Source organism: Aeromonas dhakensis (assembly GCF_002285935.1).
Classification (GTDB): Bacteria; Pseudomonadota; Gammaproteobacteria; order Enterobacterales; family Aeromonadaceae; genus Aeromonas; species Aeromonas dhakensis.
In genome coordinates, this window is sequence record NZ_CP023141.1 from 2,788,201 (window position 1) to 2,814,606 (window position 26,406).

General features: G+C 62.4%; 22 protein-coding genes. 10 read left to right on the forward strand and 12 right to left on the reverse strand.

From position 1 onward, the window contains the following. Positions 1 to 54: 54 nt before the first annotated feature. Positions 55 to 687, forward strand: a complete 633-nt coding sequence (gene msrA, locus CK627_RS13210) for a peptide-methionine (S)-S-oxide reductase MsrA (RefSeq protein ID WP_017782944.1) — start codon at positions 55 to 57, stop codon at positions 685 to 687. Positions 688 to 1,024: 337 nt separating this feature from the next. On the opposite strand, the gene CK627_RS13215 is transcribed toward msrA, so the two are convergent. Genes CK627_RS13215 through CK627_RS13225 form a run of 3 tightly spaced genes read right to left on the reverse strand, consistent with a single transcriptional unit; the run spans position 1,025 to position 2,257 of the window. Beyond that, positions 1,025 to 1,360 carry a DUF3802 family protein gene (locus tag CK627_RS13215; protein ID WP_005302076.1) on the reverse strand — a complete coding sequence of 112 codons (336 nt, stop codon included), beginning with the start codon at positions 1,358 to 1,360 and terminating at the stop codon, positions 1,025 to 1,027. Positions 1,361 to 1,415: 55 nt separating this feature from the next. Next, complete coding sequence (locus CK627_RS13220) at positions 1,416 to 1,904, reverse strand: GNAT family N-acetyltransferase (protein WP_095592558.1); 489 nt, start codon at positions 1,902 to 1,904, stop codon at positions 1,416 to 1,418. After that, a complete protein-coding gene (locus CK627_RS13225; protein WP_016351046.1) occupies positions 1,901 to 2,257 on the reverse strand; it encodes an MmcQ/YjbR family DNA-binding protein in 357 nt (118 codons plus the stop codon). The genes CK627_RS13220 and CK627_RS13225 overlap by 4 nt, the downstream gene beginning before the upstream one ends. A 106-nt stretch (positions 2,258 to 2,363) precedes the next feature. On the opposite strand from CK627_RS13225, the gene CK627_RS13230 reads away from it, so the two are divergent. Then, positions 2,364 to 3,146: an alpha/beta fold hydrolase gene (locus tag CK627_RS13230; protein ID WP_095592559.1), complete on the forward strand. Its 783-nt coding sequence runs from the start codon at positions 2,364 to 2,366 to the stop codon at positions 3,144 to 3,146. Between the two features lie 134 nt (positions 3,147 to 3,280). On the opposite strand, the gene CK627_RS13235 is transcribed toward CK627_RS13230, so the two are convergent. Continuing rightward, the gene (locus CK627_RS13235; RefSeq protein ID WP_017778861.1) at positions 3,281 to 4,258 is read right to left on the reverse strand and encodes a LysR family transcriptional regulator; all 978 of its coding nucleotides are present in this window, start codon (positions 4,256 to 4,258) and stop codon (positions 3,281 to 3,283) included. A gap of 60 nt (positions 4,259 to 4,318) precedes the next feature. Here CK627_RS13235 and CK627_RS13240 point away from each other — a divergent pair, with 60 nt between their 5' ends. The 5 genes from CK627_RS13240 to CK627_RS13260 are packed head-to-tail and all read left to right on the forward strand — an operon-like array spanning position 4,319 to position 11,703. Then, a complete protein-coding gene (locus CK627_RS13240; protein ID WP_095592560.1) occupies positions 4,319 to 6,016 on the forward strand; it encodes an L-lactate permease in 1,698 nt (565 codons plus the stop codon). A gap of 13 nt (positions 6,017 to 6,029) precedes the next feature. Continuing rightward, the gene (locus tag CK627_RS13245) at positions 6,030 to 6,821 is read left to right on the forward strand and encodes a (Fe-S)-binding protein (RefSeq protein WP_095592561.1); all 792 of its coding nucleotides are present in this window, start codon (positions 6,030 to 6,032) and stop codon (positions 6,819 to 6,821) included. Next, complete coding sequence (locus CK627_RS13250; RefSeq protein WP_095592562.1) at positions 6,814 to 8,250, forward strand: LutB/LldF family L-lactate oxidation iron-sulfur protein; 1,437 nt, start codon at positions 6,814 to 6,816, stop codon at positions 8,248 to 8,250. Before CK627_RS13245 ends, CK627_RS13250 begins: the two co-directional genes overlap by 8 nt. 1 nt (position 8,251) lies before the next feature. Next, entirely contained in the window at positions 8,252 to 8,896 is a 645-nt protein-coding gene (locus tag CK627_RS13255; RefSeq protein ID WP_095592563.1) for a LutC/YkgG family protein, read from the forward strand. Then, positions 8,896 to 11,703 (forward strand): FAD-binding and (Fe-S)-binding domain-containing protein, encoded by a 2,808-nt coding sequence (locus CK627_RS13260; RefSeq protein ID WP_095592564.1) that lies wholly within the window; start codon positions 8,896 to 8,898, stop codon positions 11,701 to 11,703. Before CK627_RS13255 ends, CK627_RS13260 begins: the two co-directional genes overlap by 1 nt. A gap of 196 nt (positions 11,704 to 11,899) precedes the next feature. Here CK627_RS13260 and CK627_RS13265 read toward each other — a convergent pair whose 3' ends face one another. The 4 genes from CK627_RS13265 to CK627_RS13280 form a co-directional block, all read right to left on the reverse strand. Continuing rightward, complete coding sequence (locus CK627_RS13265) at positions 11,900 to 13,726, reverse strand: ATP-dependent nuclease (RefSeq protein ID WP_095592565.1); 1,827 nt, start codon at positions 13,724 to 13,726, stop codon at positions 11,900 to 11,902. Between the two features lie 585 nt (positions 13,727 to 14,311). Continuing rightward, complete coding sequence (locus tag CK627_RS13270; RefSeq protein WP_167385348.1) at positions 14,312 to 15,352, reverse strand: lipocalin-like domain-containing protein; 1,041 nt, start codon at positions 15,350 to 15,352, stop codon at positions 14,312 to 14,314. Positions 15,353 to 15,537: 185 nt separating this feature from the next. Then, a complete protein-coding gene (locus CK627_RS13275) occupies positions 15,538 to 17,973 on the reverse strand; it encodes an FtsX-like permease family protein (RefSeq protein WP_095592567.1) in 2,436 nt (811 codons plus the stop codon). Positions 17,974 to 17,994: 21 nt separating this feature from the next. Then, positions 17,995 to 18,675, reverse strand: a complete 681-nt coding sequence (locus CK627_RS13280; protein ID WP_017784087.1) for an ABC transporter ATP-binding protein — start codon at positions 18,673 to 18,675, stop codon at positions 17,995 to 17,997. Between the two features lie 175 nt (positions 18,676 to 18,850). On the opposite strand from CK627_RS13280, the gene CK627_RS13285 reads away from it, so the two are divergent. From CK627_RS13285 to CK627_RS13295, 3 genes are all read left to right on the forward strand, one after another. Next, a complete protein-coding gene (locus CK627_RS13285) occupies positions 18,851 to 19,318 on the forward strand; it encodes a DUF4357 domain-containing protein (RefSeq protein ID WP_005302024.1) in 468 nt (155 codons plus the stop codon). Positions 19,319 to 19,470: 152 nt separating this feature from the next. Then, positions 19,471 to 20,898 (forward strand): sodium:proton antiporter NhaD, encoded by a 1,428-nt coding sequence (gene nhaD, locus CK627_RS13290; RefSeq protein WP_017778870.1) that lies wholly within the window; start codon positions 19,471 to 19,473, stop codon positions 20,896 to 20,898. 27 nt (positions 20,899 to 20,925) lie between these two features. Continuing rightward, positions 20,926 to 21,492 carry a pyridoxamine 5'-phosphate oxidase family protein gene (locus tag CK627_RS13295; RefSeq protein ID WP_095592568.1) on the forward strand — a complete coding sequence of 189 codons (567 nt, stop codon included), beginning with the start codon at positions 20,926 to 20,928 and terminating at the stop codon, positions 21,490 to 21,492. Positions 21,493 to 21,565: 73 nt separating this feature from the next. Here the strand turns inward: CK627_RS13295 and CK627_RS13300 are convergent, their stop codons facing one another. The 4 genes from CK627_RS13300 to CK627_RS13315 form a co-directional block, all read right to left on the reverse strand. Then, a complete protein-coding gene (locus CK627_RS13300) occupies positions 21,566 to 22,756 on the reverse strand; it encodes a Bcr/CflA family multidrug efflux MFS transporter (protein WP_005302014.1) in 1,191 nt (396 codons plus the stop codon). A 51-nt stretch (positions 22,757 to 22,807) separates the two neighbouring features. Then, positions 22,808 to 24,091, reverse strand: coding sequence for a hypothetical protein (locus tag CK627_RS13305; RefSeq protein WP_095592569.1), 1,284 nt, complete (start codon positions 24,089 to 24,091; stop codon positions 22,808 to 22,810). Positions 24,092 to 24,278: 187 nt separating this feature from the next. Further along, positions 24,279 to 24,839: a hypothetical protein gene (locus tag CK627_RS13310; RefSeq protein ID WP_017778874.1), complete on the reverse strand. Its 561-nt coding sequence runs from the start codon at positions 24,837 to 24,839 to the stop codon at positions 24,279 to 24,281. Between the two features lie 131 nt (positions 24,840 to 24,970). After that, complete coding sequence (locus CK627_RS13315; protein WP_095592570.1) at positions 24,971 to 26,395, reverse strand: FAD-dependent oxidoreductase; 1,425 nt, start codon at positions 26,393 to 26,395, stop codon at positions 24,971 to 24,973. Positions 26,396 to 26,406: the final 11 nt, after the last annotated feature.

Consider the following 26,406-nt stretch of genomic DNA (forward strand, 5'->3'; position numbering starts at 1 on the left):
ATTCCTTTTCGTCAGCTGTGTGATCGCACAGGTTTTTATACAAGGACAGGGTGCATGGAACAGATTATTTCGCCGGCAGACGCGCTGCCGGGACGCCGCGAGGCGATGGTGATTGGCCAGCAGCATGCGGTCAATGGTCACCCGACTCAGGGCCCCTGGCCTGAAGGGATGGCGGTGGCCTGGTTTGGCATGGGCTGCTTCTGGGGGGTGGAGCGCCTGTTCTGGCAGCAGCCAGGGGTCTACTCCACCGCCGCCGGCTATCAGGGCGGGGTGACCCAGAATCCCACCTACAAGGAGGTGTGCAGCGGATTGACCGGCCATGCCGAGACGGTGCAGGTGGTGTTTGATCCCAAGGTGATCGGCTATGGCGATCTGCTCAAGCTGTTCTGGGAGCAGCACGATCCGGCCCAAGGCATGCGCCAGGGTGGCGACATTGGCACCCAGTACCGCTCCGTCATCTTCTTCGGGGACGACACCCAGGAGGCGATTGCCCAGCAGAGTCTGGCCGCCTATCAGCAGGCGATGCTGGCCAGCGGCGACGGGCGCGCCATCACTACCCGCATCCTACCGCTGGCCCCCTTCTATTACGCCGAGGATTACCATCAACAATATCTGGAGAAGAATCCGGAAGGGTATTGCGGCCTGGGTGGCATCGGCGTCTGCCTGCCACCGAGCCTCAACCGTTAGGGCAAGATGACGGGTATCTGTGACTCGTCATTGTTTGTGAAAAGAAAAAGGCCGCCTTTGCGGCCTTTTTATCGGGCTTTGTCAGGAGAGTGAAAAAAATCATAAAAAAATGTGTCATGGAGAGGAACTTATTCGAACCAGGCTTGCCCAACTTGGTAGCCACCATGGACGGCGGCCAAGACCAGACACATTTCTTGCCTCGAAATTCATAAAAGTCATTGAAAAACTTGATGAGTTGAAATGCTAGCAAGCAGGGCTGCCAATGAAGGCGGCCCTTTTCATTTCTGCGGTGCGATAAATGGTGGGGGAGTGGCGACGCGAACGTTCGCCATGGCGCTCAGCTGATGGCGCCGTCAAACAGGTTCTTGATGAGATCGATGAACTCTTCGAGGAAGGCTTTCTGCTCCGGGGTCGGGGCGCGCAGCCAGACGGCGGAGAGCACCTCTTCCAGATCGGCCACCACCGCATCGGCTTCCTGCATGATCACGAAGCGCAACTTGGGATCGAGCTGCGGATTCTGCTCGCAGATGGCCATCAGGTTGCCGGCCACCCGGCTGCTCACCAGATCTTCGATGGTCTGTTCACCACTGCTCTGTTGCTGGGTTTCAAACAGTCCCAGACTCTCCACCAGATACTCAATCAGGGCGATATAGCCTTCGCTTTCTACAACCATGGCGGCCTCAATCCTCAACAATACGGAAAAACTGTGCGTATTTTAGTGGCTGGACCTAGCTTGGCAAGCGACAGTGCAGGCGATAACGGATAAAACCGACCCCGCCGCGCTCCACGCTCTCCAATCCGGTCAGCTCAAAGCCATACCGTAAAAATAGCCCATAGCTGAAGGCGCTGGCCTCTGTCGTCAGCTGTTTGAGTCCGAGTCGTTGCGCCTCGGCGAGGACCGCGGCCAGCAGCAGGCCGCCATAGCCCAGGCGCGGGTGATCGGCGCTCACATAGAGCAGGCTGAGGTGACCATCCTGGCTCAGGGTCACGAAACCGAGCGGCTCACCGTTTTGCTCCAGCACCCAGCCGTGGTGCTCGCGCAGCTGGCCGACAAAGCCGGGATGACGGGCGCCGAGGGCCCACTGCTCCACCTGCTCCTGGCTGTAGTGCTGCGGGCCTATCCTTCGCACCGACTGCTCGAACAGGGTGCAAAGGGCGGGGATGTGCTGCTCGTTCAGCCGGACAAGCCTGGGCTCTGCCGCCATGGCGGGGCTCATCGCTGGGGTGCCTGCGGGCGCTTGGCCTTGGGCAGACCTGCCACCACCCGTTCATAGGAGTGATGCACCCAGCCCTGCCAGAGATCGTCGGCCAGGCCATCGCTGAAGGTGACCGTGTTCCAGTGTTGCTTGTTCATGTGCCAGCCCGGTTTGACCTCGGGGTGCAGTTCGCGCAGCAGCAGGGCCAGCTCGGGTTCGCACTTGAGGTTCAGCCGCAGCGGCTCGGCCTGCCAGTCCAGCAGGGCAAACATCTTGCCGGCGATGCGATAGACCAGGATTTCAGGGCCGAAGGGGGTATCCTCCTGGGCGCCCGGCAGGGTCAGCAGAAAGGATCTCAAACGGGTCAACTCCATGGTCATGCTCCTCGCCGCTTGCGGTGCAAACGTATTAGTCGGGTGAAAAAATCTGCTAAGATGCGCGCCTACTATACCCCAATGCCGTCGATGAGGGAGTCGCAAGATGCTGTATCACAAGACCTTCGAGCTGGGTCCCGAGCGGGATTGGGTAGTCTTCGTGCACGGGGCGGGCGGTAGCTCCTCCATCTGGTTCAAGCAGCTGCGGGCCTATCGCGAGCACTTCAACGTGCTGCTGCTGGACTTGCGCGGCCACGGCCAGTCCCACAAGCTGCAGCAGGTGATCAAGGGCCACTACAGCTTTCGGGCGGTGACCGAGGATATCCTGCAACTGCTCGATCACCTCAACATTCGCCGCGCCCACTTCGTCGGCATCTCCCTTGGCACCATCCTCATTCGCCATCTGGCGGAGCTCTGCCCCGAGCGGGTCAAGAGCATGGTGCTGGGCGGCGCCATTTTGCGCCTCGACATCCGCTCGCGGGTGCTGGTGCAGCTCGGCCGTCTCGGCCAGCACATCCTGCCCTACATGTGGCTCTACCGCTTGTTTGCCTTCATCATCATGCCGCGCCAGCACCATCAGGAGTCGCGCAACCTGTTCGTGCGCGAGGCGCGCAAATTGTGCCAACAAGAGTTCAAGCGCTGGTTTCGCCTCGCCACCGAGGTGAACCCCCTGATGCGCTATTTCAAGGAGCGGGCCCTGCCCATTCCCACCCTCTATGTGATGGGGGAGCAGGATCACATGTTCCTGGCGCCGGTGCGCGAGCAGGTGGCGCGCGATCCCTACAGCCGGCTCGAGATCATCGACGGCTGCGGTCACGTCTGCAACGTGGAGCGGCCCGAGCATTTCAACCGCCAGTCGCTGGCCTTTCTCACCGCCCAGCCCGGCTGAATTGGCGCCAACCGCCTGCTTGAGGCGGTCTTGGTGGCTTGAGCCAGCGCGCTGAAGGGGAGAGCCATGGTAGGCAACGCTGCCGCCTGGGTCAAAAAAGCCCCCCGTAGACACGGGATGACCGCCATCCCCCGTCAGCCGAAGTAGTGAGCGATATCGAGGTAGCGCTGGCGGATGTGCTCGATCAGCAGCCTTATCTTGCGCGGCGGCTGGCGGGTGAAGGGGTAGACGGCGTAGATGCCGAGCTTCTTGCCCACCCGGTCCGGAAACAAGTCCACCAGATCCCCGTTCATCAGGTCGTGATAGACGAGGCAGCGCGGCACATAGACGATGCCGCGCCCCCCCAGCGCCGCCTTGCGCAGGGCCCCCGCGTTGTCGGTGCAAAAGCTCCCCGACACCGACAGCAGATAGTCCCCCTGTTCCCCCTTGAAGGCCCACTCCGAGGCCCCTGTGCTCTGGTAGGCGTAGCGCAGGCAGTTGTGGGTGAGCAAGTCTGACGGCTCGCGCGGCGCCCCGAAGCGGCGCACGTAGGCGGGGGCGGCGCAGATCACCCACTGGGAGTCGAGGATGTGGCGGGCAATCAGGCTCGAATCATCCAGATAGCCGGTGCGAATGACCAGGTCGAACCCCTCTTCCACCAGATTGACGAAGCGGTTGTCCAGCGACATCTCCACCGTGAGCCCGGGGTGCTGCTGGCAAAAATCGGCCACCGCATCTGCCAGCAGCAGCTCCCCCGAAATGGTGGGCACCGACATCCGCACATGACCGCTCACCTTTTCACCGAATCCTGCCACCGCATCGAAGGCGTCCAGTGCGGCGGCCTTCACATTTTTGGCACCCTGATAGAGCTCCTTGCCCGCCTCGCTCAGGGTGAGCCGGCGGGTGGTGCGATAGAGCAGCTGCACCCCGAGCTCCTCTTCAAGACGCCCGATACGCTTGCTAACCACTGAATTTGTCAGGGAATTTTGCTCGGCCACCTTGCTGAAGGAGCCGGCCTCCACCACCTGGGCGAAGAGAATGAGGTCGTCGGTACTGGCCATATTGATCGATTTTTGGAACGAATGTTGTTCATTATTTCCATATATCGCGAAAAAAGAACAGGGTAAGGTCACGTCCGCTTAACAAAACAACAACAAGGTGCGCCTCTGCACCGCTCGGACAAGGACGCAATGATGACAGATACCCTGTTGGCCCTGGTGGCCTTCTCGCCGATCGTGGTGGCCGCCGTGCTGCTGGTCGGCCTCAACTGGCCCGCCAAGCGCGCCATGCCCATCGCCTTTATCCTGACCGTATTCATCGCCCTGTGGGGCTGGCAGATGAGCCCGACCCGGGTGCTCGCCTCCAGCCTGCAGGGGCTCATCATCACGGTGACCGTGCTCTGGATCGTGTTCGGCGCCATCCTGATGCTCAACACCCTGAAACACACCGGCGCCATCAGCGCCATTCGCGGCGGTTTCACCAACATCTCGCCGGACCGGCGCATCCAGGCCATCATCATCGCCTGGTGCTTCGGCGCCTTTATCGAAGGGGCCTCCGGTTTTGGTACCCCGGCCGCCATCGCGGCGCCGCTGCTGGTGGCCATCGGCTTTCCGGCGCTGGCCGCGGTGCTGCTCGGCATGATGATCCAGTCCACCCCGGTGTCGTTCGGTGCGGTGGGCACCCCCATTCTGGTAGGGATCAACAAGGGGCTCGACAGTCAGGCCATCGGCCAGACCCTGAGCGCCGGCGGCAGCAGCTGGGAGGTCTACCTGCAGCAGGTGACTACCAACGTGGCCCTCATTCACGCCGCGGTCGGCACCCTGATGCCGGTGCTGATGGTGATGATGCTGACCCGCTTCTTCGGGCGCCACCGCAGCTGGACCGAGGGGCTCGCCATCCTGCCGTTCGCGATTTTTGCCGGGCTCGCCTTCACCGTGCCCTATGCCCTGACCGGCATGCTGCTCGGCCCCGAGTTTCCGTCCCTCATCGGCGGGCTGGTGGGGCTGGCCCTGGTGGTGACGGCGGCGCGAGCCGGTTTTCTGGTGCCAAAAACCAGCTGGGATTTCGCCCCCGAGCAGGAGTGGCCCGCCGAGTGGCTGGGCTCCCTCAAGCTCGATCTCAAAGAGGCCGCCGGCCGCCCCATGTCCCTGCTGCTGGCCTGGCTCCCCTATGTGGCGCTGGCGCTCCTGCTGGTGGCGAGCCGGGTGAGCCCGGAGTTCAAGGCGAGCCTCCTGTCGGTGAGCCTCGCCTTCACAGACCTCTTGGGGGAGAAGGGAATCAGCGCCTCCATTGAACCGCTCTACCTGCCGGGGGGCCTGCTGGTGCTCTGCGCCCTGCTCGCCACCCTCATTCAGGCCCGTGCCCTGGCGCCCTTCGGCCGCGCCGTGAGCGAGTCGAGCCGCACCCTGATCGGCGCAGGCTTCGTGCTCATCTTCACCGTGCCCATGGTGCGCATCTTCATCAACTCCGGCGTCAACGGGGCGGATCTCGCCAGCATGCCGGTGACCACGGCCAATTTTGCCGCCGGGCTGGTGGGGGAGTTCTTCCCGGCCCTGAGCGCCACCATAGGCGCGCTGGGGGCCTTTATCGCCGGCTCCAACACGGTGTCGAACATGATGTTCAGCCAGTTCCAGTTCGAGGTGGCGCAGACCCTCGGCGTCTCCACCGCCGCCATGCTGGCGCTGCAGGCCGTTGGCGCGGCGGCCGGCAACATGATCGCCATCCACAACGTGGTGGCGGCCTCGGCCACCGTGGGGCTGCTCGGTCGTGAGGGGGCGACGCTGCGCAAGACCGCGCTGCCGACCCTCTACTACCTGCTGGCCACCGGCCTTATCGGGCTGGCGCTCATGTACAGCTTCCATGTCTCGGACGTCCTGCTGCAGTTGAAGTAAAGGAGAGCAAGTGATGAAGGTAATGCGGGTCTATCCGGCCAAGCCGGCCGATGTCTATCTCTACGCCACCTGTCTGGTGGACCTGTTCGACCCGGTGGCGGGGCTCGATGCCATCGCCCTGCTCGAGCGGGAAGGGATAAGGGTGCACTTTGTCGAGAAACAGACCTGCTGCGGGCAGCCGGCCTACACCTCGGGTCATGAAGAGGAGGCGCGCCAGGTGGCGCAAAGCCAGATGGCACTCTTCCCCGAGCCCTGGCCTGTGGTGGTGTTGTCGGGCTCCTGCGGCGGCATGATGCACCACCACTATGCTCGCCTCTTTCCAGAGAGCAGCGAGGTGGCAGCGTTTTGCGAGCGGGTGTTCGAGCTCACCGAGTTTCTGGCCCGGGTCTGCCGGGTGTGCTGGCGTGGGGTGGGGAGGGCAAGCATCGTCATGCACACCTCCTGCTCGGCCCGGCGCGAGATGCAGGTGCACACCACGGCCCGCAGCCTGCTGGGGCAGCTCGAGGGCGTGACCCTGCATGAGCAGGCCTACGAGAGCGAGTGCTGCGGCTTTGGCGGCACCTTCTCGGTGCGCCATCCCCACATCAGCCAGGCCATGGTCGAAGACAAGACCCGCCACCTGCTGGCGACCGGTGCCGATACCCTGGTGAGCGCAGACTGGGGGTGCCTCTTGAACATCAAGGGATCCCTGGCCTATCAGGGCAAGACACTGCCCGCCATGCACCTGGCCAGCTTCCTGCTCGCCCATAGCGAGCCGGTGGCTCAGTGCTTACAAGAGCCAAAACAGGAGGCCCATCATGAGTGAGCACGCCAAGTATTCGCCGCGTCGCTTCCATCCCCAGGCCGAGGCGGCCCTGGCCGACCCCGTGCTGCGCCAGAATTTTCGCGGCGCCATGGATTACCTGCGCACCAAGCGGCGGGATGCCTTCTCTGACCCGCAGGAAGAAGCGGCGGTGCGCGATGCGGCGGAGCAGATCCGCCAGCGCTGTCTCTCGCGCCTGCCCGATCTTTTGGTGCAGCTCGAAACCAACTGCGAGCGTAACGGCATCCGGGTGCACTGGGCCCAGACGCCGGCCGAGGCCAACGCCATCATCCTCGGCATCGCCCAGCAACATGGAGTGAGCAGCATCGTCAAGGGCAAGTCCATGGTGAGCGAGGAGGTGGGCTTCAATCACGAGATGGCGCGCCACGGCATCCGTTGCCTTGAGAGCGACATGGGGGAGTTTATCGTCCAGCTCGACGGCGACACCCCGTCCCACATCATCATGCCCGCCATCCACAAGAACAAGCAGGAGGTGAGCGACACCTTCGCCGGCAATCTGGCGGATTTCACCCCCACCACTGATGTGGATGAGTTGATCCAGACCGGACGGCGGTCCCTGCGTGAAGAGTTTCGCCGTGCCGGCATGGGGCTCTCCGGCGTCAACTTCGCGGTGGCCGAGACTGGCAGCCTGTGTCTGGTGGAGAACGAGGGCAACGGGCGCATGTGCACCACTGTGCCCAAGGTCCACGTGGCCATCACCGGCATCGAGAAGGTGGTGGAGTTCCTCTCCGACGTGCCGCCCCTTTACAGCGCCCTGACCCGCTCGGCCACCGGCCAGGCCATCACCACCTATTTCAACGTCATCAGCGGCCCGCGCCGGGAAGGAGAGCTGGATGGTCCGGACGAGGTGCACCTGGTGCTGCTCGACAACGGCCGCAGCCAGGCCTATCGGGACGAGGAGCTGCGCAAGACCCTGCAGTGCATCCGCTGCGGCGCCTGCATGAACCACTGCCCGGTCTACACTCGCATCGGCGGTCATGCCTACGGCACCATCTACCCGGGCCCCATTGGCAAGATCATCTCCCCCCACCTGCTGGGGCTGGAAAGCACGAGCGATCTGGTGACCGCATCCAGTCTGTGCGGTGCCTGCGGCGAGGTGTGCCCGGTGCGCATCCCCATACCCGACCTGTTGCAGCGCCTGCGGCGGGAGGCCAAGCACGACGCCCAGCCCGGTCACGAACCGCTGGCGGGGCAGGGGGCGGCCAGGAGCCGGCTCGAGACGCTTGCCATGCAGGGCTTTGCCTTTGCCGCCACCCACCCGCGCCTCTATCACGCCGCGACCGGTGTGGCCGGTCGCCTGCGTGGGCTGATGCCAAAGCATCTTGGCCCCTGGACCCAGTGCCGCGAAGCCCCCAAACCCGCCCCCCAGAGCCTGCACGCCCTGCTGCGCCAGAAGAAGAAGGAGTCCTGAGATGTCGAGCAAAGAGGCTATCTTGAACCGCCTGCGCGGCGGCGCCACCCCCATTGCCCACGCCCCCCATGGCTGGCAGCCTTGGCGCGGGGAAGATGACAACGCGCGGCGTGAGCGCTTTCTTGGCATGATCACCGCCAGCCACGCCGAGATCCTCACCGTCAAGGAGGCGACCCTGGCCCAGGATCTGGCCGCCTGGCTGGATGAAGAGGGAGTGACGCATCTGGCCTGTGGCCAGGGCGGCCGCTGGCAGGCGGCGGTCGCGGCCGCCAACGCCGGGCGCTCTGTGTTGACCCCGGCGGGGGAGTTCGCCGGCTGGAAAGACGAGCTGTTCGACGTCTGTCAGGCTGGCATCACCCACTGCGCGGGGGCCATCGCCGATACCGGGACGCTGGTGTTGCTGCCGGATAGCGGTGAGCCGCGCACCCTATCCCTGGTGCCACCCTGCCATATCGCCCTGCTGGCGGCCTCCACCATCGCCGACAACCTGGCGGGGCTGGTGGAGGCCGGGCGCTGGCAGCAGGCCATGCCCACCAATCTGTTGCTGGTCTCCGGCCCCTCCAAGACCGCCGATATCCAGCAGACCCTGGCCTACGGTGCCCATGGCCCGAGTCGCCTCTTGGTGGTGCTGGTGGAGGATTGCTGATGCGCTGGAACCAGTTTGACGCCGCCGTGCTCTCGCGCATCCCGCCAGAGCGGCTGGTGAGCGACCCGGATCTGCGCCTCGCCCACGGCACGGACGCCAGCTTCTACCGGTTGGTGCCAGAGCGCATCGTACGCCTCGACTCCCTCGATGAAGTGCGCTTTGTGCTGGCGGTGTGCCGCGAATTGCACCTGCCGTGCACCTTTCGCGCCGCCGGCACCAGCCTCTCGGGCCAGGCCCTGAGCGATTCGGTGCTCATCACCCTGACCGACAGCTGGCGCGGCCACCGCATTCTGGACGAGGGGGCCCGCATTGCCCTGCAACCCGGGGTGATCGGCGCCGATGCCAACCGCTATCTGGCGCCTCTGGGGCGCAAGATTGGGCCGGATCCTGCCTCCATCAACGCCTGCAAGCTCGGCGGCATCGCCGCCAACAACGCGAGCGGCATGTGCTGCGGCACCGCCCACAACAGCTATCACACCCTGCACGCCATGACCTTGCTGCTGGCCGATGGCACCGTGCTGGAGAGTGGCGATCCTCACAGCCGCGCCGCCTTGGCGGCCAAGCGCCCGGAGCTGCTCACGGGGCTTGCCGCCTTGCGCGCCGAGGTGCTGGCGAACGCCGAGCTTGCCGCCAAAATTCGTCACAAGTACCGGCTCAAGAACACCACCGGCTACGCCATCAATGCCCTGCTCGACCATGAGGACCCCATCGATATCCTCACCCACCTGATGATTGGCTCGGAGGGGACCCTCGGCTTTATCGCTGAGGTGGTGCTCGATACCGTGCCGGAATACCCCCACAAGGCCTCGGCCCTGCTGGTGTTTCGGGACGCCGAGCAGGCCTGTCTGGCCACCTCGCGCCTGAAAAGTGCGCCGGTGGCGGCGGTGGAGCTGATGGATGGGCGCTCCCTTCGCTCGGTCGCGGGCAAGCCCGGCCTGCCGGACTTTATCAAGACGCTGGACCTGGCTGCTTGTGCCCTGCTTGTCGAGGTGCATGGGGAATCGAAAGAGGAGCTGGTGGATCGCTGCGAGCAGGTGATGGCCATGGCGGCCGAGTTCGCCCGGGTCGCCTCTGTGCCCTTTACCGGCGACAGCGCCGGCCTCTGGGCCATTCGCAAGGGGCTCTTCCCGGCGGTGGGGGCGGTGCGCACCACCGGCACCACCGTCATCATCGAGGATGTCGCCTTTCCCATCGAGCGTCTGGCAGAGGGGGTGGCGGGGTTGCAGCAACTGTTCGATCGCTTCGAATACGGTGAAGCCATCATCTTCGGCCACGCGCTGGAGGGAAACCTGCACTTCGTCTTTACCCAGGGCTTTGATGATCCGTCCCAGGTGGCCCGCTACGGCGCCTTTATGGATGCGGTGGCCGAGCTGGTCGCCGTGCGCTTTGGCGGGTCGCTCAAGGCCGAGCACGGCACCGGCCGCAACATGGCCCCCTATGTGGAGCTGGAATGGGGACCGGAGGGGATGGCACTGATGCGGCGCATCAAGGCGCTGCTGGACCCCGATGGCCTGCTCAATCCCGGCGTCATCATCAACGATGACCCCAACGCCCATCTGGCCCACCTCAAGCCCATGCCGGCGAGCGATGCCATCGTCGATCCGTGCATCGAGTGCGGCTTTTGCGAGGCGGTCTGCCCCTCGCGCACCCTGTCGCTCTCGCCGCGCCAGCGCATCGTGCTCTATCGCGAACTGGCCCGCCGCAATCGTGCTGATGAGCCCTCCAACCAGCTGGCACGGCTGTTTGACTATCAAGGGATTGAGACCTGCGCCGCCACCGGGCTCTGCGCCGATCGCTGCCCGGTGGGCATCAATACCGGCAGCCTGATCAAGAAATTGCGCCACGAAAAGTACAGTCGTTTTGTGCCCATCGCCCGCTGGAGCGCCGATCACTTCGCCGGCGTTACCCGCACGGCACGCGGTGCGCTGGGCCTCAAAGCCATTGCCGGCAAGCTGTTGGGAGACAAGGCGCTGGCAGGATTGGTGAACGGGGTTCGCCATCTGAGCGGCCAGCGTACCCCCGCCTGGCTGCCCACCCTGCCGGGGCCGAGCCACTACCAGTGGCCGCAAGGGGAGGGGAGCCATAGCGGATCCAGCGAGGACATTGGAGGGGATCGCACCGTGGTCTATCTGCCGTCGTGCGCCAGTCGGGTATTCGGGCAGCAGGAGGAGGCCCCGTCACTGCCGGACGTTGTGTACTCCCTGCTCAAGAAGGCGGGCTGCCGGGTCATAGTGCCGGCGAGAGTTGAGGGGCTCTGCTGCGGCATGCCCTATGACAGCAAGGGGATGAGTGAGGTAGCGGAAGCCAAGCGTACTGATCTGGCCGAGGCCCTGTGGCAGGCAAGCGAGCAGGGGCGCTGGCCCGTGCTGCTCGACACTAGCCCCTGTGTGCAGCGGCTGCTGTCGGGGGCGCTTGGCAAGGGCCTTCGGGTGTTTGAACCCGCTACCTTTGTGCTGGAACACCTGCTGCCCCACCTTGAGCTGACCCCCATCGATGAGACTGTGATGCTGCATATCACCTGCAGCAGCCGGCGCATGGGGCTCGGCGATAAGATGCTGGCGGTGGCCCGCGCCTGCGCCCGCGAGGTGATAATCCCAGAGCATATCCAGTGCTGCGGCTTTTCCGGCGACAAGGGGCTGATGACCCCGGAGCTCAACGCCGCGGCGCTTGCCAGCCTGCCCGCCCAGGTGCCCAGGGATTGCCGTCAGGGATTTAGCAATAGCCGCACCTGCGAAATGGGGCTTAGCCAGCACGCCGGCATTCCCTATCACAGCATCCTCTATCTGGTGGAGCAGGCGGCGAGATAAATAAAACCCCGGCAGAACTTGTTCTGCCGGGGTTTTATGGGTTGACTAAATCTGTGGAAGTCTTAGAGATTTACTTGTGACAACATATTAAATACATACCAATGAAAAACACTAAAATCAAACACCGCAACGATAACTACAGCGGTCCGTATGGACTGGGGAAACCCTACATTGATAATCTCTTGTGAATATTAGGTTATGCCACTTTTGCGAATGCAAATGTCACGATCTCTTTTAGTGTTGCTTCACACTTTGGAGTAAGTTCAACTTTCCCATCAATATAATCACGAACTCGCTTCCACGAGTTGTAAGGTTTGTCAGTTGATTTGGCTTTTTCCCCTTCAACTTGATCCCACAATACGTGTTCAAAAGTATCATCGACCAAAAATACACTTCCTGCATTTGACACAGAAGCAATTTTGGCATTTGCTTTAAACGGGTGGATCGCGGATTTTTTTTCTAGTTCGGCATCAGAGAGATTTTTTCGATCTGTATCATGAATTACACGATAATCAATTTTCAAAGCATTCAACACTTTTACTAGAGCGGCAATTGTCCACTTTCCACCTGCTGATATAACAGTTGTGTCTTTATCTATAATGTCTTGTATGTTAAGTTTCACTGCAAGTTCTGCGATCATACTAAATACCGCAACTTCAGTATCCCCCTCAACAATTACAACACGTTTGGCAAATAAGCTTTCACAAACGGTTGGATGGAAATCTAATGCAGCTCTCAATATTTCTCTTTCATCATACTCTTCAGTTGCTTCAAAAATAGTAGAGGAAACTTGATGCACAGTGCGAATATTTCCTGCATCTTTTTTTATCAATTTCAAGGATTCAGGTTTATCAGCAATGTTAATCAGAAATGGTGAGTGTGTTGAGCATATAACCTGCCACTTTGGTGACTCTGAGCGGACTTGTAGAGTGTTTTTCAGTCGACGCATTAAATGTGGGTGGATATAAAGTTCTGGTTCCTCATATAGAACCACGACCGTTCTTTGCTCACCTTGAACAGATGATTCGACTTCGGCATTAGCTTCTAACATTGCAAACGCTAAAGCTCTCTGGACACCACTGCCTTGATATTGAAGACTTGTCTCTATTTCATCATCAATTAAGAAAGTGGCTGCTTTCATAAATAATGGCTCAATATCGATGTCACCGACTGCAAGTTTAACCTTAGAATCAAAATCTAGTATTTGGTTCAGTGTCTTTGAAACATCGCTCAAAGCATCCCCAAGCCCTTCAATTTCTGACCCATCTTCAGATTTTCCCTTCAGCTTATTTTGTAGTTCTGTTGCCTTTGTGATGTAGGCGGAATAGCTATCATCTCCTTTTACCTTAGGGAATAGCTTATTAGTAAAAAGGAATGAGAAAGGACTGTTATTTGTAGCTTTTAATTCATCTTCAATTTTAAAACTTGCTGGTACATACATTACATGAGGAACGGCTTGTTGTAAGGAGTTTGCGAATTTTTTAACATGCCAGTCTTCAGAATTTACTACTAAATGAGGTGCTTTTTCAATCGCATAAGCTTCTAAATCAGATTGTCTTTCGTTATATTCAGTCGCATTTGTGATTGCTAGTTCTTTTAGAATTGCTTTGCATGTTTCGTCTGTTTTCGCCTTAGAATAACTCAAACCTGTCCAAGGATATTGGGTTTCTACACAATAGACTGAATACTCATATGAATAGTCTGTTTGCTCGGCGTTCCAACTTGCAGACATTTTTACCTTTAGGATGTCGTTATGTAACAGAGTTGAAATTGATGATTTCCTCTTTTCCCAACCTTCAATATCACCAAATTCACAGATGATCTCCATAATATTTTCTGATGCTTTCTGTGATGGCCAATCCTCTAATTTAGGTTTTTTATTATCTAATACCACATGGATAGCATTGAGAATTGTTGATTTACCAATGTTATTTGGTCCGACTAGCGTGGTGAAATTCTCAATGTCAATTTCAGCAAATCCTATACCACGAAAATTTTTAATTATTAGCTTTTTTAGTTTCATATTTAACACCTATTGATGTACGTGTGCAATGATATGTATGCTTATTATGTGAAAAGTTTGAATGTAGTAATGAAATTATGATTCGCGTATGCCAAGTGATATTCATGAAAAATTGAAAATATCATTGTCATTTAATTCCATATGCGACTAGATGTAATCAATGATATAGATATATCGAGATTTTCGTTATTATCCGTTCACGAGTCTCACTGGTATTCGTTTCTTACACCACTTATCTGCAAATAAGATGGCTACCGCACGGGGTTTCAGCTCCCAGAGTGCTGCTATTAATCGGATTGCAGAGGGGGAAACCATAGTCGCTCCCTGGCTGCCTTTGGGGCTGTAAGGGTCGGATGAGTAAGGTATCAAACGATGACCAATTTAAGTGAGAAGAAAGTTAGTTAAAGATCGGATTTTGAATGATTTTTTGACGGGGATCAGACTCAGGCAACAGGGTAGAGGGTGATGCTGGGTAAAATTGAGCAATAAATCAGCAAGGAGGCTATGGCCAACCGCCGGGTGATATCAGACAAGAGAATGATTTTCCAGCCTCGCTGGGGGCAGGTTTTCGGCCAAGCGGCCCGCTTAGTAGCCAGTCATCTCCAGATAACCGACGCCCTTGGCATCCCCCGAGACTAAGACCGCCCCCTCCCAGTAGTCAAAGCGCCCTGTCATGGCCTGATTGGGCTGGCGCGCCTGGATGCGGAGATTGAGATCCCCGGCCTTAAGCTGCCACTCGACGGGGTAGGCTTGCCCCTTGGGGCCGCGCCAGGTCTTGCCGGGGGTGAGGCGGATGTGATCTGGGCTCAGCACCCGGCTGCTGCCGTCCCGTTCAATCAGGATGCCGTAGCGGTTCTCCGGCTCAGTGCGTCCTGCCTTGGTGCGCAGGCGAAACAGCATCAGCTCGCGGCCATCTTCAAATTGCAGCGAAAACCAGTCCCAGCCCGATTGCCACTCGGCCAATACCGAGCTGCTCCATTCGTGATCAAACCAGCCCTCACCGCTGACGTTGCGGGTCTCCCCATCCAGGGTCAAGGTGCCGCTGATGGTCAGGCGCGGGTAGGAGTAGTAGAAGGAGGCGTTGCCCGGGCTCTTCTCGCTGTAGCCCTGTTTGCCCTGCAGCACCGCCGGCTTGGCGGCACTCACCTGCAAATCAAGATCCCCCGCCTTGCTTTGCACCTTGAGGGTGGCGGGAAAGAGCGCTTCCCCTTGAGAGGCCAGCACCCAGTCTTTCAGCCAATACTGACCGCCGCCGGCACCGGCGAGCCCTGGCCCCTGGCGGCTGGTGCGCTCGTCCTGCTGGTGGCTGCCTTTGCTCAGATCCGTGATGGCGAACTGGGCCAGCCAGAGCTGGGGAGTGAGCCAGGGGTTGTCGGATTTTATCTCCTGCTCGATGCCTTGGCGAAACAGGGTCCACTGCATGCCGTAGTCGCGCCCCTGCTCGTCTTTCAGGTTGCCGGTGAGATACCACCACTCGGAGCGGTAGTCGGGGTGGGCACCGTGATCCACGGGCAGGTTGATGGACTGGCCCGGCAGGGCCTTTTTGAAGTGATCGCTGCCGCCGCCAAGGATGCTCCCCAGATCGCTGGCCTGCGTTTGGCCGCTTATGGCAACAAGCGGGATCAAGGGGGCTGCGAGCCACAGGGTCCGTAAAGAGGGCAAGATTCCCCTCACCCTGGCCCTCTCCCGAAGGGAGAGGGGATGGTTCGCGGCAGCTCTCTGCGCTTCTCTGCGCTGAATCAAGGGCGGTGACAGGGATCTGGTCAATGGGAACGTCAAGCCATGGCTGAGCCAGTGCGCCAACCGATATGTCATACCACTCTCCTTGCGGCGTACCAGGAGGCGAGCGCGCCACAGACGGGGGCGAGCAGGAGGGCCGTGACGGCGTGCAGGGGGGCGGCCTCGAAGGCCAGCCGCCAGCCGAAGGCGCGGGGGTTGACCACTTCAATCAGCACCCAGGCAAGACCATAGCCCACCGGCAGGGCCAACAGTGCAGTGAGCAGCCCGAGGCCCGCACCCTGCCACACCAGCAACCGGCGGCAGTGGCGAGGGCTCAGGCCAAGGCTTTGCAGGGTCTGCAACTCGCCGCGCCGGGCCAGCCCCAGCACCATAAAGGCCGAGCCGATGCCGACGAAGGCGATCCCCAGGATCAGCAACTTCAATAGCTCGGTCACCACGAAGGTCTGGTCGAACACCCTGAGGGCGGCGGCGTGGATGGCGGGGGCGGGCAACAGGTTCACCCGCTCGCCAAACTGGGCCCGCAGGCGATCGGAGAGGCGATCTGGGTGCTGGCTGAAGAGGGCCAGGGATTGCACCTTGCCCCCTTCGAAGGCGTGCAGTATTTGCCCCTTGTCGCTGCCGTAATCCTGATAGACGCCGGTGACGGTGAAGATGCGTGGCCCCTGCTCGCCGCTCACCTCGAGGCGCTGGCCCACCTTGACCCCGAGGCGCACCGTCAGCGGTTCGCTCGCCAGCACCTCGTAGGGGGTGGCGGGCCAGCGTCCGGCCAGCAGCGGATAGGCGGCTTTGAGCTCGGGGATAAAGTCCATCTGCGCCCACTCGATGGGCTGTCCCTGCCAGCGGGCCGGATGCACCGAGCGGCGGGAGGCGGCGCGCACGTCCGGCGCGGTGAGTATGGTGTTGAGGGTCTGCTCGCTCAGGGCGCCCTTGTTGCCGGCCACCCCCTTGGGAGCGGTGACGTAGAGATCGGCGGCCAGGCGCTGGCCGAGCCAGATCTCCACGCTCGAGCGAAAGCTCGACACCATGACCCCGATGCCGATGGCCGCCGCGATGGCCAGTTGCAGCGCCATCACCGCGATGGCGGTGCGATCCAGGTGATAGAGGGTTTCGGCTACCCCGAGCCGGGCGCTGAGGGAGCCGCGCTCGCGTCGGCGCAGCCGGCCCAGCACGGCGCGCAGCACATCGGGCAGGGCGAGCGCCATGGCCAGCAGCCAGCCGCCGGCCACGAAGAGGGCGCCGCCCAGCCCGGTTTCTGGCCGCCACAGATAGAGCGCGCAGAGCAGCAGGATGACGATGGCGAGCCCCCGACGTTGCCAGGGATGAGTCGGCGGGCGGCTGTTGCCTTCTCGCAGCTCAAGGGGGGATTGGCGCAGCAGTTGCCACCAGCCGGGCAGGTTGGCGGCAAGGGTGCCCAGAAGGCCGATCACCAGCGCCTTGCCAAGGCTTGCGGGGGAGAGATGCAGCAGATCGATGGGGTTGGGGCCATAGAGATCGGCCAGCGCCTGAGTGAGCTGCCCCATCAGGGCGAGGGCCAGGAGGCTCCCCAGCAGCAGCCCGAGCAGGGTGCCGATGCTGGCAAGGATCAGGATCTCCAGGGTCAGCCAGCGCAACAGCCGGCGCGGCGGCATGCCGAGGATAATGAGCTGGGCCAGCTGGGGGCGGCGCACGCTCTGCACGAAGCGCTGGGCGTTGAACACCAAAAACAGTCCCACCGCCATGGCGAGCAGGGAGAGGGCAGTGAGGTTCAGGGCCAGCGCATCGCCGAGCTGACTGGCATCGAGCGCCGGGCTGATGGGTTCGAGCCAGAGGGGCTGCTTAGGGGCATAGGCTTGCAGGGCGGTTTGCAGGGTACGAGCTTGCGTCTCGCTTAGCTTGAAGACGATGCGATCGAGCCGCCCTTCTTTGCCAAGCAGGGGCTGGGCGAGGCCGATGTCGGTCACCAGCAGCCGCTCCATGGGCACGGCGCCGGGCTCGAAGGTGCCGGCCAGGGTGAGGGTCAGCGGGCGGGGCGGCGCCCCTTCAGCGCCCCCCAGCACGAAGCGCCGGCTCTGGCCCGTTTGCCAGCCAAGGCGCCTGGCCTCGGGGGCGGCCAGCCAGACGCTGTCGGCGCGGGTGAGGGAGAAGGTGGGCTCTTTGTCCGGCGCGGCGCCAAACAGCCGGCGCAAGGGGCCGGGGTTGAACAGATCCATCCCCAGCAGCTGAAAACTGCGCCCCTGTTCATCTTGCAGCCAGCCGTGCAGCTGGGGCATAGCGTCGAGATTTGGCTGGCTGCGCACCAGCGTCACATAGAGTTGCTCGTCCAGCCCGCCGTCCGGCGCCAGCCGGTAGTTCGCTTCCCCCGCCAGCTGGCTGCGGGCGGCGACGAAGTTGGTGCGGGCGCTGTGGTTCAAGAGCTCGATGGCCACCACCAGAGAGACCCCCAGGGTGAGCCCGACCAGGCTCATCAAGAGCAGCCAGGGGTGGGCGCGATAGAGGCGCAGCAGCGCCTTGAGCGGCAGCGGCAACATCACAGCCCTCCGTGGCGGGCGTCAGTCATGGCGGCGTCCCTTGAGCTCGACCAGTTGCCCCCCTTCGAGGCGCAGCACCCGATCCGCCAGGGCGCTGTAGGCTGGGTTGTGGCTCACCAGCAAGAGGCCGGCGCCGGTGCCCCGCACCGCCGCCATCATCAGCGCCATCACCTGCTCGGCGTTGTGTTCATCGAGACTTCCGGTGGGCTCGTCGGCGAGCAGCCACTGGGGTTGGTGAATGAGGGCGCGGGCCAGCGCCACTCGCTGACGCTGGCCGCCGGAGAGCTGCTCCGGCCAGGCGTGGCGCTTGTGGGCGAGATCGAGGCGCTCCAGCAGGCCGTCAATGCGTGTCTCATCGCGGGCAAGCTGGTTGATGGCAAGGGGCAGGGCGAGGTTCTCGGCCACGGTCAAAGTCGGCAGCAGGTTGAAGTCCTGATAGACGATGCCGAAATGGCGGCCGCGCAGGCGGGCCCGCTCGTCCGCCGACTGGTTGTCGAGGCGGGTCTCCCCCAGCCAGATCTCCCCCTCATCCGGGGGGAGCAGGCCGGCGATGAGGTTCAGCAGGGTCGACTTGCCACAGCCGCTCTGCCCCAGCAGCAGGGTGATCTCGCCGGCCGCCAGGGTCAGATCAAGGTGGTGAAACAGCGGCAGCCGTTCGCTGCCGTTATCGAAGCTCTTGCCGAGATTGCGCAGATTCAGCATGGGATAACCGGTTGATGGCCAATGGCTTTCATTACGTGCCCTCGGCTCGCCTCAGGATGAGTGCCACTATGCCAGTTAGTGATCAAGGCTGCAAAAGAGGTGAGGATCCTGGCTGGATCCCGCTCGCCTGTGGTGGTTAGAATAGGGGCCTCCATGGGTCACAGGATGCGCAAGGATGTTACACAAGCAAGTCAGTTTTATCGTCGACAGCAAGGGCGCCAAGCAGGCTGCCGTGGTCCCCATCGAGATTTACAACGAGCTGATGACCCTGCAAAAGGCGCTCTCCGACAACAAGCCGGGCGAGCGCGAGCTTTACCACTTCAACGGCAAGGGGGCCGAGGCGCACGGTTATCCGGTGGGCAAGCGGCAGAACCCCGGTTTCATGGTGCTGGCGGGCTCCACCGCCAACGGTGAGGATGCGGCTTCCCTGCGCGAGGCAGTGATCGAACTGCGCCAGGAGCTGCTGGGCAAGGGGATCCTGGCCCCGCGCAGCGAAGGGGGTTTCGTCTTTACCGCCGATCAGCTGTTCAACAGCCCGAGCCTGGCCGCCAGCCTGGTGGCGGGCAACAACCGAAGCGGGCTGGACGCCTGGCAAAACAGTGCCGGCTACACCCTCAAACGCTCGGGGTTTGGCAAGAAATAACCCTGATGGCAGGGGCAAGGAGCGCCGCCTGATCTTGCGCCCCTGATGCAAGCGTTCGCCCCCCCGGGCCTGGCGCGAGCAGGGAGAAGGCAGGGGGGCGTCCCTGTCCACTGTCAGCCTTAAAACCAGACGGTTTCCAAGAGAGGGGCCCCATGTCTGGATCTGCACGTCTGTTTTCTTCGGCCATCCTCGGCCTCTTCTGCGCCCCCGCGCTCGCCGACGGCGGCCCTCTGCCCATGACGCACACCGGCGCCGGCCTCTTTGCTCTGGCCATCTTCGCCCTGGCCTATGCCCTGGTGATGGCGGAGGAGTACCTGAAGCTGCGCAAGTCCAAGCCCGTGCTGGTGGCGGCCGGCATCATCTGGATCGTCATCGGTATCGTCTATGCCGGACAGGGGCAGAGCCCGCTGGCGGTGGCGGGATTTCGCCAAACGCTGCTGGCGTACGCCGAGCTGATGCTCTTCTTGCTGGTGGCCATGACCTATGTCAACGCCATGGAGGACCGGCTGCTGTTCGACGCCCTGCGCGCCCGCCTGGTACGCACCAGGCTCAGCCTGCGCTCGCTGTTCTGGCTGACGGGGATCCTCGCCTTCTTCATCTCCCCGGTGGTGGACAACCTCACCACGGCGCTGCTGATGTGCACCGTCGTGCTTCATGTGGCCAACGGGGAGCGTCGCTTCATCAACCTGGCCTGCATCAACATAGTGGTGGCGGCCAATGCGGGCGGCGCCTTCAGCCCCTTTGGCGACATCACCACCCTGATGGTGTGGCAGGCGGGCCAGGTGCCCTTCGAGCAGTTTCTGCTGCTGTTCGTGCCCGCCCTGCTCAACTTTCTGGTGCCGGCCACCCTGATGAGCCTGATGGTGCCACGCCATGCCCCCACCATGAGCCACGAGCGGGTGGTGCTCAGACGCGGGGCCTTCACCATAGTGCTGCTCTTCCTGCTCACCATAGTGACCGCGGTCGCCTGCCATCACTTCCTGGCGCTGCCCCCCGTGCTCGGCATGATGATGGGGCTCGGCTATTTGCAGTTCTTCGGCTTCTACCTGCGCAAGACGCAGCCCGTTACCCTGGCCCGCGAGCGGGCGCTGTACGCGCGCACCGGCGACGAGGCCCGGCTGCTGCGCCTGGGCTCCATGGTGCCGTTCGACGTGTTCAACAAGATAGCCAAGGCGGAGTGGGACACCCTGCTCTTCTTCTACGGGGTGGTGATGTGCGTCGGCGGGCTCGGCTTCATGGGCTATCTGGCGCTCGCCTCCCAACTGCTCTACCAGGGGGATCCGACTCTGGCCAACGTGGCCATCGGCCTGCTCTCCGCCCTTATCGACAACATTCCGGTGATGTATGGGGTCCTCTCCATGGAGCCGCAGATGAGTGCGGGGCAGTGGCTGCTGGTGACCCTGACCACCGGCGTGGGGGGCAGTTTGCTCTCCATCGGTTCGGCGGCCGGGGTGGCCCTGATGGGGCAGGCGAGGGGCATGTATACCTTCGTCGGCCATCTCAAGTGGTTGCCCGCCATTCTGCTTGGCTATATGGTCGGCATAGGGGCGCACCTGTGGCTCAACAGCGCCCTGTTCTGAGCGGGTGATCATGGAGAGACAGACAAGATGGGACAACTGTTCGAGGCGCTCTCGCCGCGCCATGTGGCCTTCATCGAGGCACAGAAGATCTTCTTCGTCGGCACGGCGGCCGCAGAGGGGACGGTCAATCTCTCCCCCAAGGGCGGGGACTCGCTGAGGGTCATTGACCCCCACACCCTGGTCTGGCTCAACCTGACCGGCAGTGGCAACGAGTCGGCGGCCCATGTGCTGCAACACCCGCGCATGACGGTGATGTTCTGCGCCTTCGAGGGGGCGCCGCTGATCCTGAGGGCCTATGGCCGGGCACGGGTGCTGCACCGGAGTGATCCTGAGTGGTCGTCGTTCCTGGCACGCTTTCCCCAAAGCGTCGCGGCCCGCCAGATCTTCCTGCTGGACATAGCGCGCGTCCAGGCCTCCTGCGGCATGTCGGTGCCGCTGTATGAGTACCAGGGGGACAGGGAGGATCTCGCCAACTGGTCCGAGCGCCATGGCCGGGAGGGGATTGAAGCCTACTGGCGCAAGAAGAATCAGCTGAGCCTGGATGGGCTGGAGAGCGAGATCCTGGTGCGAAGCGGACTCTCACCGGACCCCTGAGGGACGCCGCGCACACGCAAGCGAACACAAAAAAGCCCTGTCCATGGACAGGGCTTGGTCATTCTTGGAGCCCTCAGGCGCGCTTGCCGGTCAGCAGCCAGTAGCAGAGCGCCGAGCCGAATCCGCAGCCGGCGATGGCGATGGCCATGGGCAGCGGCGATTCGGGGGGATTGAGGTTGACCAGCACCCCCACCAGGGCGCCGATGCCAAAGCGCAAGGTGCCCGCCAGCGCCGAGGCGGTGCCCGCGGACTGCGGGAAGTGGCCCATCAGGCCGGTCATGGCGTTGGCCCCCACCAGGCTGATGTGGCCGACAAACAGCACCACCGGAATGACGATGCCCCACAGGCCGCCGGTCTGGCTCCAGGCGTTGTAGATGAGCAGGGCGCCGGCCAGCGGCAGTACCAGCAGGCCGTACTGCAGCATGCGCTCGGCGCCCACCCCCTTCACCAGCCGGCTGTTGACGAAGGTGACCACCATCATCAGCAGGATGTTGAGGCCGAACAGCCAGCCATAGTGCTCGGTCGGCACCTTGAAGTACTCGATGTAGACATAGGGGGAGGCGCTGATAAAGGCGAACATGCCCGAGCTCGACAGGGCGCCGCATAGCACGTAACCCATGGCGCCGCGATGGGAGAGCACGCCCCAGTAGTTGCGCAGCACCTGGCCGAGGTTGAGGGGCTGCTTGTGTTCGGGCTTCAGGGTTTCCTGAATTTTCCACTGCATCACCAGGCAGATGAGCAGGCTGATCCCCATCAGCAGCCAGAAGATCACCCGCCAGTCGCTGTGGGCGCTGATGTAGCCGCCCACCACGGGGGCGACCAGCGGCGCGAGCGTCATCACCAGAATGACGAACGACATGGCGCGGGAGAAGGCCTCCTTCTCGAACAGGTCGCGCAGCAGCGCATTGACCACCACAGAGCCGGCCGCCCCGCCGGCCGCCTGCAACATCCGATAGGCCAAGAGCTCCGGCAGGGAATCCGCCATGGCGCAGCCCACCGAGGCGATGGCAAACATCACCAGCCCCGCCAGGATCACCGGTTTGCGGCCATAGCTGTCGGCGAGCGGGCCGTAGAACAGCTGGCCGATGGCAAAGCCGCCGAGGAAGGCGCTGATGGTGAGCTGGGCGCCATCGATGCTGGTAGCCAGATCCCGGGCGATGGCCGGAATGGCGGGCAGGTACATGTCGACCGCGAGCGGCGTCAGGCCTGCCAGGGCGCCGAGCAGGATGAACAGGAAACGGGGGGAGAGGGGGGCGTGGGGCATAGGCTATCCAGTCTTGATGAGTGCGAAGTCAGGGAGTGACAAACATCCAGTCTACCAGTTTTGGTGACGGGGGTGATCCTGTATGCCGAGCCAGAGGCCGGGCTCGGCGTGAAAGCGGGGGGCAAACCAGACTCGCTGGCCACCTGCGGGCAGTTCCTCCGGGTCGAGGGGACGCCGGCTGAGCCGGCAGGCCCCTTGCGCCAATGCAAGGCGAGCATCCCCCTGATACCAGCCGTCGGTGACGGGCAGGGCCGTAGTTTCGCGCAGCAGCCTCACACCCCACTGGGTCACCAGCGCGGGGCACGCCTGCTCGGCCAGCCTGGCTGCCCGGGTCATGGCTGGCGCCGCCGGCGGGGTGAGGGTGCAGAGCAGCAGCACGAGGGCTCCCAGCATGGCTGGCCGCTCGCCCCGGTGCGGCAACCAGCCTGCCAGCAAGATGATGGCGAGCAGGGTGATGGGGGCCAGATGGCGGGGATTGTCCGGGTTCTGGCCAAACAGGGTCCAGAGCAGCAGGGCAAGCCAGTAGAGGGACCAGCAGGGGGAGAGGGCGGCAGCGTGGCCCTTGCACCGTTGCCACAACGGCTGCGCCAGCAGTCCCCCGACAGCCAAAGGCCAGAGTGGGGTGAGCTGCTCGTTGAAGGTCTTCGCCCAGCTCAGCAGCCGATCGCCGTGGGCCGCCGCCGTGTTGCCCCACAAGGTAAAGTGACCGTCGGTAAAGCGGCGCCCCTCGCTGAAATAGGCCCAGCCATCGGCCTGCCAGACAAACATCAGGCAGGCTAGCCCCACCAGCGTGATGGGGAGCATAAACCTGACGCGCATTCCCTTTTGCGCCATCCCCAGCCAAAGGGGCAGCAGCGCCAGCACGAAGTAGGAGGGGCGCAGCGCCAGCATCAGGCCCAGCAGCAGACCCGCCAGAGTTATCTTGCGCTGTTGCAAGCCCAGGAGAGCTCCGAGCCAGGCGGCCAGCGCCGGCCCGTCCGAGAGGCCGGAAAGAGCGAGAGTCGGGGTGAGCGGCAGGGCCAGCACCAGCAGCCAGACCGGCGCCAGCAGGCTGGGCCGTTGCCACAACTTGACCGCCAGCGAGGCGGCGAGCGGCGCCAGCAAACTGCTCCCCAACAGGCTTGCCCACTGCACCGCGCGGGCCGGTTCGTCCACCGCCAGATTGATCAGCCGCGCCAGCCAGATAAAGGCGGGGTAACCCGGAAAGTGGGGGGAGAACTCCAGCACGCTGAAACGCACCACCCCGTGGGCGAAGTTGAGGGCATCGTCGGAATCGAGGGCCACCGGGAAGGCCAGCAGCCAGCCAAGCCAGACCAGTTGTAGAAGGATCAGCAAGTAGGGTCGATTAGCGAAGCGTAATCGGCCGTGGTGACGCCCCCCTTCTCCCCTTGCGGGAGAAGGGTCGGGGATGAGGGGGGCCGTCGTCATCAATAAGAAGTCATCAAAGTACGTAGGGTGGGTAGCGCGCAGCGAAACCCACCGTTTGTCACGGCGAGGTGGCGCAATGATTGGCAGTTGGTCATCAGAGCGGTGCCAGCACGGCCATCAGCGCTTTTTCGGCATCGCTAAAGGCGGCTGAATCGGCGGGCTTGGCGCCCACCCCGAACACCCCAGGGTTGCCGATGGCATCCAGCACCTTGGCCAGCGCCTGCTCGGCGGCCTTGCGATCCCCTTCACTCAGGGAGGGGAGGATCAAATCGAGGAAGCGCTTGCTCTTGACCACCAGCACCTTGGCGGTCTGGTAGTCGCCAAGGTTCTGGCTGGCCCCCTCGAGGCGGCGCTCGATCTCCGCCTTGTAGGCCCGGTTGAGCAGGGCCGCGGTAGCCGCGGCGTCTTTGGCCTTGATGGCGGCCGCGAGCGGCGCTTGCAGCTCGACCTTGTGGTGCTCCTCCAGATAGGTCAGCTCCTCGGCAATCTCGCTCAAGGTGGCGCTGGCATCCTTGCCGTCAGTGGCGGCGCCCAGCAGCGCCTCGCGAGCATCGATCAGCGGCTCCTTGCCGGCGGCGGCGTAGGAGTAAGCCTGCGCCTGCCCGCTCAGGGCCAGCAGCAGGGTGAGGGCAAGTAAACCCGGGCGGATGGTCATCCTCTTCTCCTTGTTTGTTTATGGCGCGGCCATCAGGCCACGCTCTGGGTCTCAATCACGGTATTTTCGTTGCGATGGTTGAAGATAGCGTGGCGTCTGTCCACCCCGTCGATCACCACATTCAGGGGCCATCAGGCCACGCTCTGGGTCTCGATCACGGTGTTTTCGTTGCGATGGTTGAAGATGGCGTGGCGTCTGTCCACCCCGTCGATCACCATGTCGGCGGCCATCATCCCCATCTCCATGGCGGTGTCGGTGAAGATGTAGCGGAATGTCCCCTGACGGCCGGTCATGATGAGGTTGGTGATGGGCATCAGCGCCTTGATGGCCTCGTTGCGGCGGGCCTGATAACCGAGGTCCATCAGCGGATAGGCGTACTCGCTGCGCGCCTCGAAGGTCTCATCGCCAAGCTTGGCGATATCGACGCCGAGGCTCGCCAGATCATCGGTAACCCGACCGCGCAGATCAGAGAGCTGCGCCTGCCAGGTAGCATCTCCCGGGTTGCAGGGGATCTCCAGCATCACCGAGGTCTGGCCCTGGGGCGCCATAAAGGGGCTGCGCCGGCGCGGCTCCTGTAGGCGGGTGGCCAGGATATGGGGGTCGGAGAGGTACTGCCAGGTGTTGTCCGACAGGTTCTCCTGTTTGAGCGGCATATTGACGAAGCGCAGCGACCGGTAGTGCAGATCGCACGGCAAGCCCAGATGCTGGCAGGTGAGCGGCAGCGGCAGGGTGGAGATCACCTGATCAAATCGCTCGCTCTGTTCAATCCCCTGCTGTTGCCAATAGACCCGTTCGATACGGCCATCAGCCTGCTCAAGGCGGGTGATGGTGGCGCCGGTTTTCAGCTCAACCCCTTCGGCAACCAGTCGCTCCCCCAGGGTGGTGAAGATCTGACCAAAGCCGTATTTGGGGTAGCGGTACTTGCGGGCATAGGTGCGCACCGAGATGCTGCCGTTGCGTCTTGGCAACAGGCGGCGCGCCACGTCTTTGAGATCGATCAGGCTGATGCGCTGACCGGCCCAGTCGGCGGAGAGCTTGTCCGGGTTGATGCCCCACAGTTTGCCGGTGTAGCCCTCGAAGAACTGGCGGTAGAGGGTGCGGCCAAAGTGGCTCTGGATCCACTCGGCAAAGCTCGCCTTGGCAAAATCGGTGGGCTTCCTGGCAAGGGGCAACAGCAACAGATCCTTCACCGCCCCGGCCATCAGGGCGAGCGGCGCCGTCTTGAGCAGGTTGGGCAGGTTCAGGGGGTAGTCATAGGTACGCCCGCCAAAGCGGATGACGCTCTTTCGCTCGGCGTGGAGCAGGTCGTCCCCCATCAGCTCGTCGATAAAGGCGAGCAGCTCGGGGTTCTTGGTGATGAAGCGGTGGCCGCCGTAGTCGAAGCGATACTCGCCGTCGCGCCCCTTGAAGGTCTGGGTGGCGCACATGCCGCCCACCACGCTCTCCTGCTCGAACAGGGTGACCGCAAAACCGGCCTGGCGCAGGCGCCAGGCGGCCATCAGACCGGCCGGGCCGGCGCCCAGTACCGCTATGTGTTGTGTGTTGTTGTCGCTCATGACTCTTTATC

Excerpts from the sequence above, each read along its gene's own strand:
- msrA (WP_017782944.1), top strand. The coding sequence starts at position 55 with ATGGAACAGATTATTTCGCCGGCAGACGCGCTGCCGGGACGCCGCGAG.
- CK627_RS13225 (WP_016351046.1), bottom strand. The coding sequence starts at position 2,257 with ATGGAGTTGACCCGTTTGAGATCCTTTCTGCTGACCCTGCCGGGCGCC.
- CK627_RS13275 (WP_095592567.1), bottom strand. The coding sequence starts at position 17,973 with ATGTTGCCGCTGCCGCTCAAGGCGCTGCTGCGCCTCTATCGCGCCCAC.
- CK627_RS13230 (WP_095592559.1), top strand. The coding sequence starts at position 2,364 with ATGCTGTATCACAAGACCTTCGAGCTGGGTCCCGAGCGGGATTGGGTA.
- nhaD (WP_017778870.1), top strand. The coding sequence starts at position 19,471 with ATGTCTGGATCTGCACGTCTGTTTTCTTCGGCCATCCTCGGCCTCTTC.
- CK627_RS13285 (WP_005302024.1), top strand. The coding sequence starts at position 18,851 with ATGTTACACAAGCAAGTCAGTTTTATCGTCGACAGCAAGGGCGCCAAG.
- CK627_RS13295 (WP_095592568.1), top strand. The coding sequence starts at position 20,926 with ATGGGACAACTGTTCGAGGCGCTCTCGCCGCGCCATGTGGCCTTCATC.
- CK627_RS13245 (WP_095592561.1), top strand. The coding sequence starts at position 6,030 with ATGAAGGTAATGCGGGTCTATCCGGCCAAGCCGGCCGATGTCTATCTC.
- CK627_RS13240 (WP_095592560.1), top strand. The coding sequence starts at position 4,319 with ATGACAGATACCCTGTTGGCCCTGGTGGCCTTCTCGCCGATCGTGGTG.
- CK627_RS13280 (WP_017784087.1), bottom strand. The coding sequence starts at position 18,675 with ATGCTGAATCTGCGCAATCTCGGCAAGAGCTTCGATAACGGCAGCGAA.
- CK627_RS13220 (WP_095592558.1), bottom strand. The coding sequence starts at position 1,904 with ATGAGCCCCGCCATGGCGGCAGAGCCCAGGCTTGTCCGGCTGAACGAG.
- CK627_RS13265 (WP_095592565.1), bottom strand. The coding sequence starts at position 13,726 with ATGAAACTAAAAAAGCTAATAATTAAAAATTTTCGTGGTATAGGATTT.
- CK627_RS13255 (WP_095592563.1), top strand. The coding sequence starts at position 8,252 with ATGTCGAGCAAAGAGGCTATCTTGAACCGCCTGCGCGGCGGCGCCACC.
- CK627_RS13250 (WP_095592562.1), top strand. The coding sequence starts at position 6,814 with ATGAGTGAGCACGCCAAGTATTCGCCGCGTCGCTTCCATCCCCAGGCC.
- CK627_RS13215 (WP_005302076.1), bottom strand. The coding sequence starts at position 1,360 with ATGGTTGTAGAAAGCGAAGGCTATATCGCCCTGATTGAGTATCTGGTG.
- CK627_RS13315 (WP_095592570.1), bottom strand. The coding sequence starts at position 26,395 with ATGAGCGACAACAACACACAACACATAGCGGTACTGGGCGCCGGCCCG.
- CK627_RS13260 (WP_095592564.1), top strand. The coding sequence starts at position 8,896 with ATGCGCTGGAACCAGTTTGACGCCGCCGTGCTCTCGCGCATCCCGCCA.
- CK627_RS13310 (WP_017778874.1), bottom strand. The coding sequence starts at position 24,839 with ATGACCATCCGCCCGGGTTTACTTGCCCTCACCCTGCTGCTGGCCCTG.
- CK627_RS13300 (WP_005302014.1), bottom strand. The coding sequence starts at position 22,756 with ATGCCCCACGCCCCCCTCTCCCCCCGTTTCCTGTTCATCCTGCTCGGC.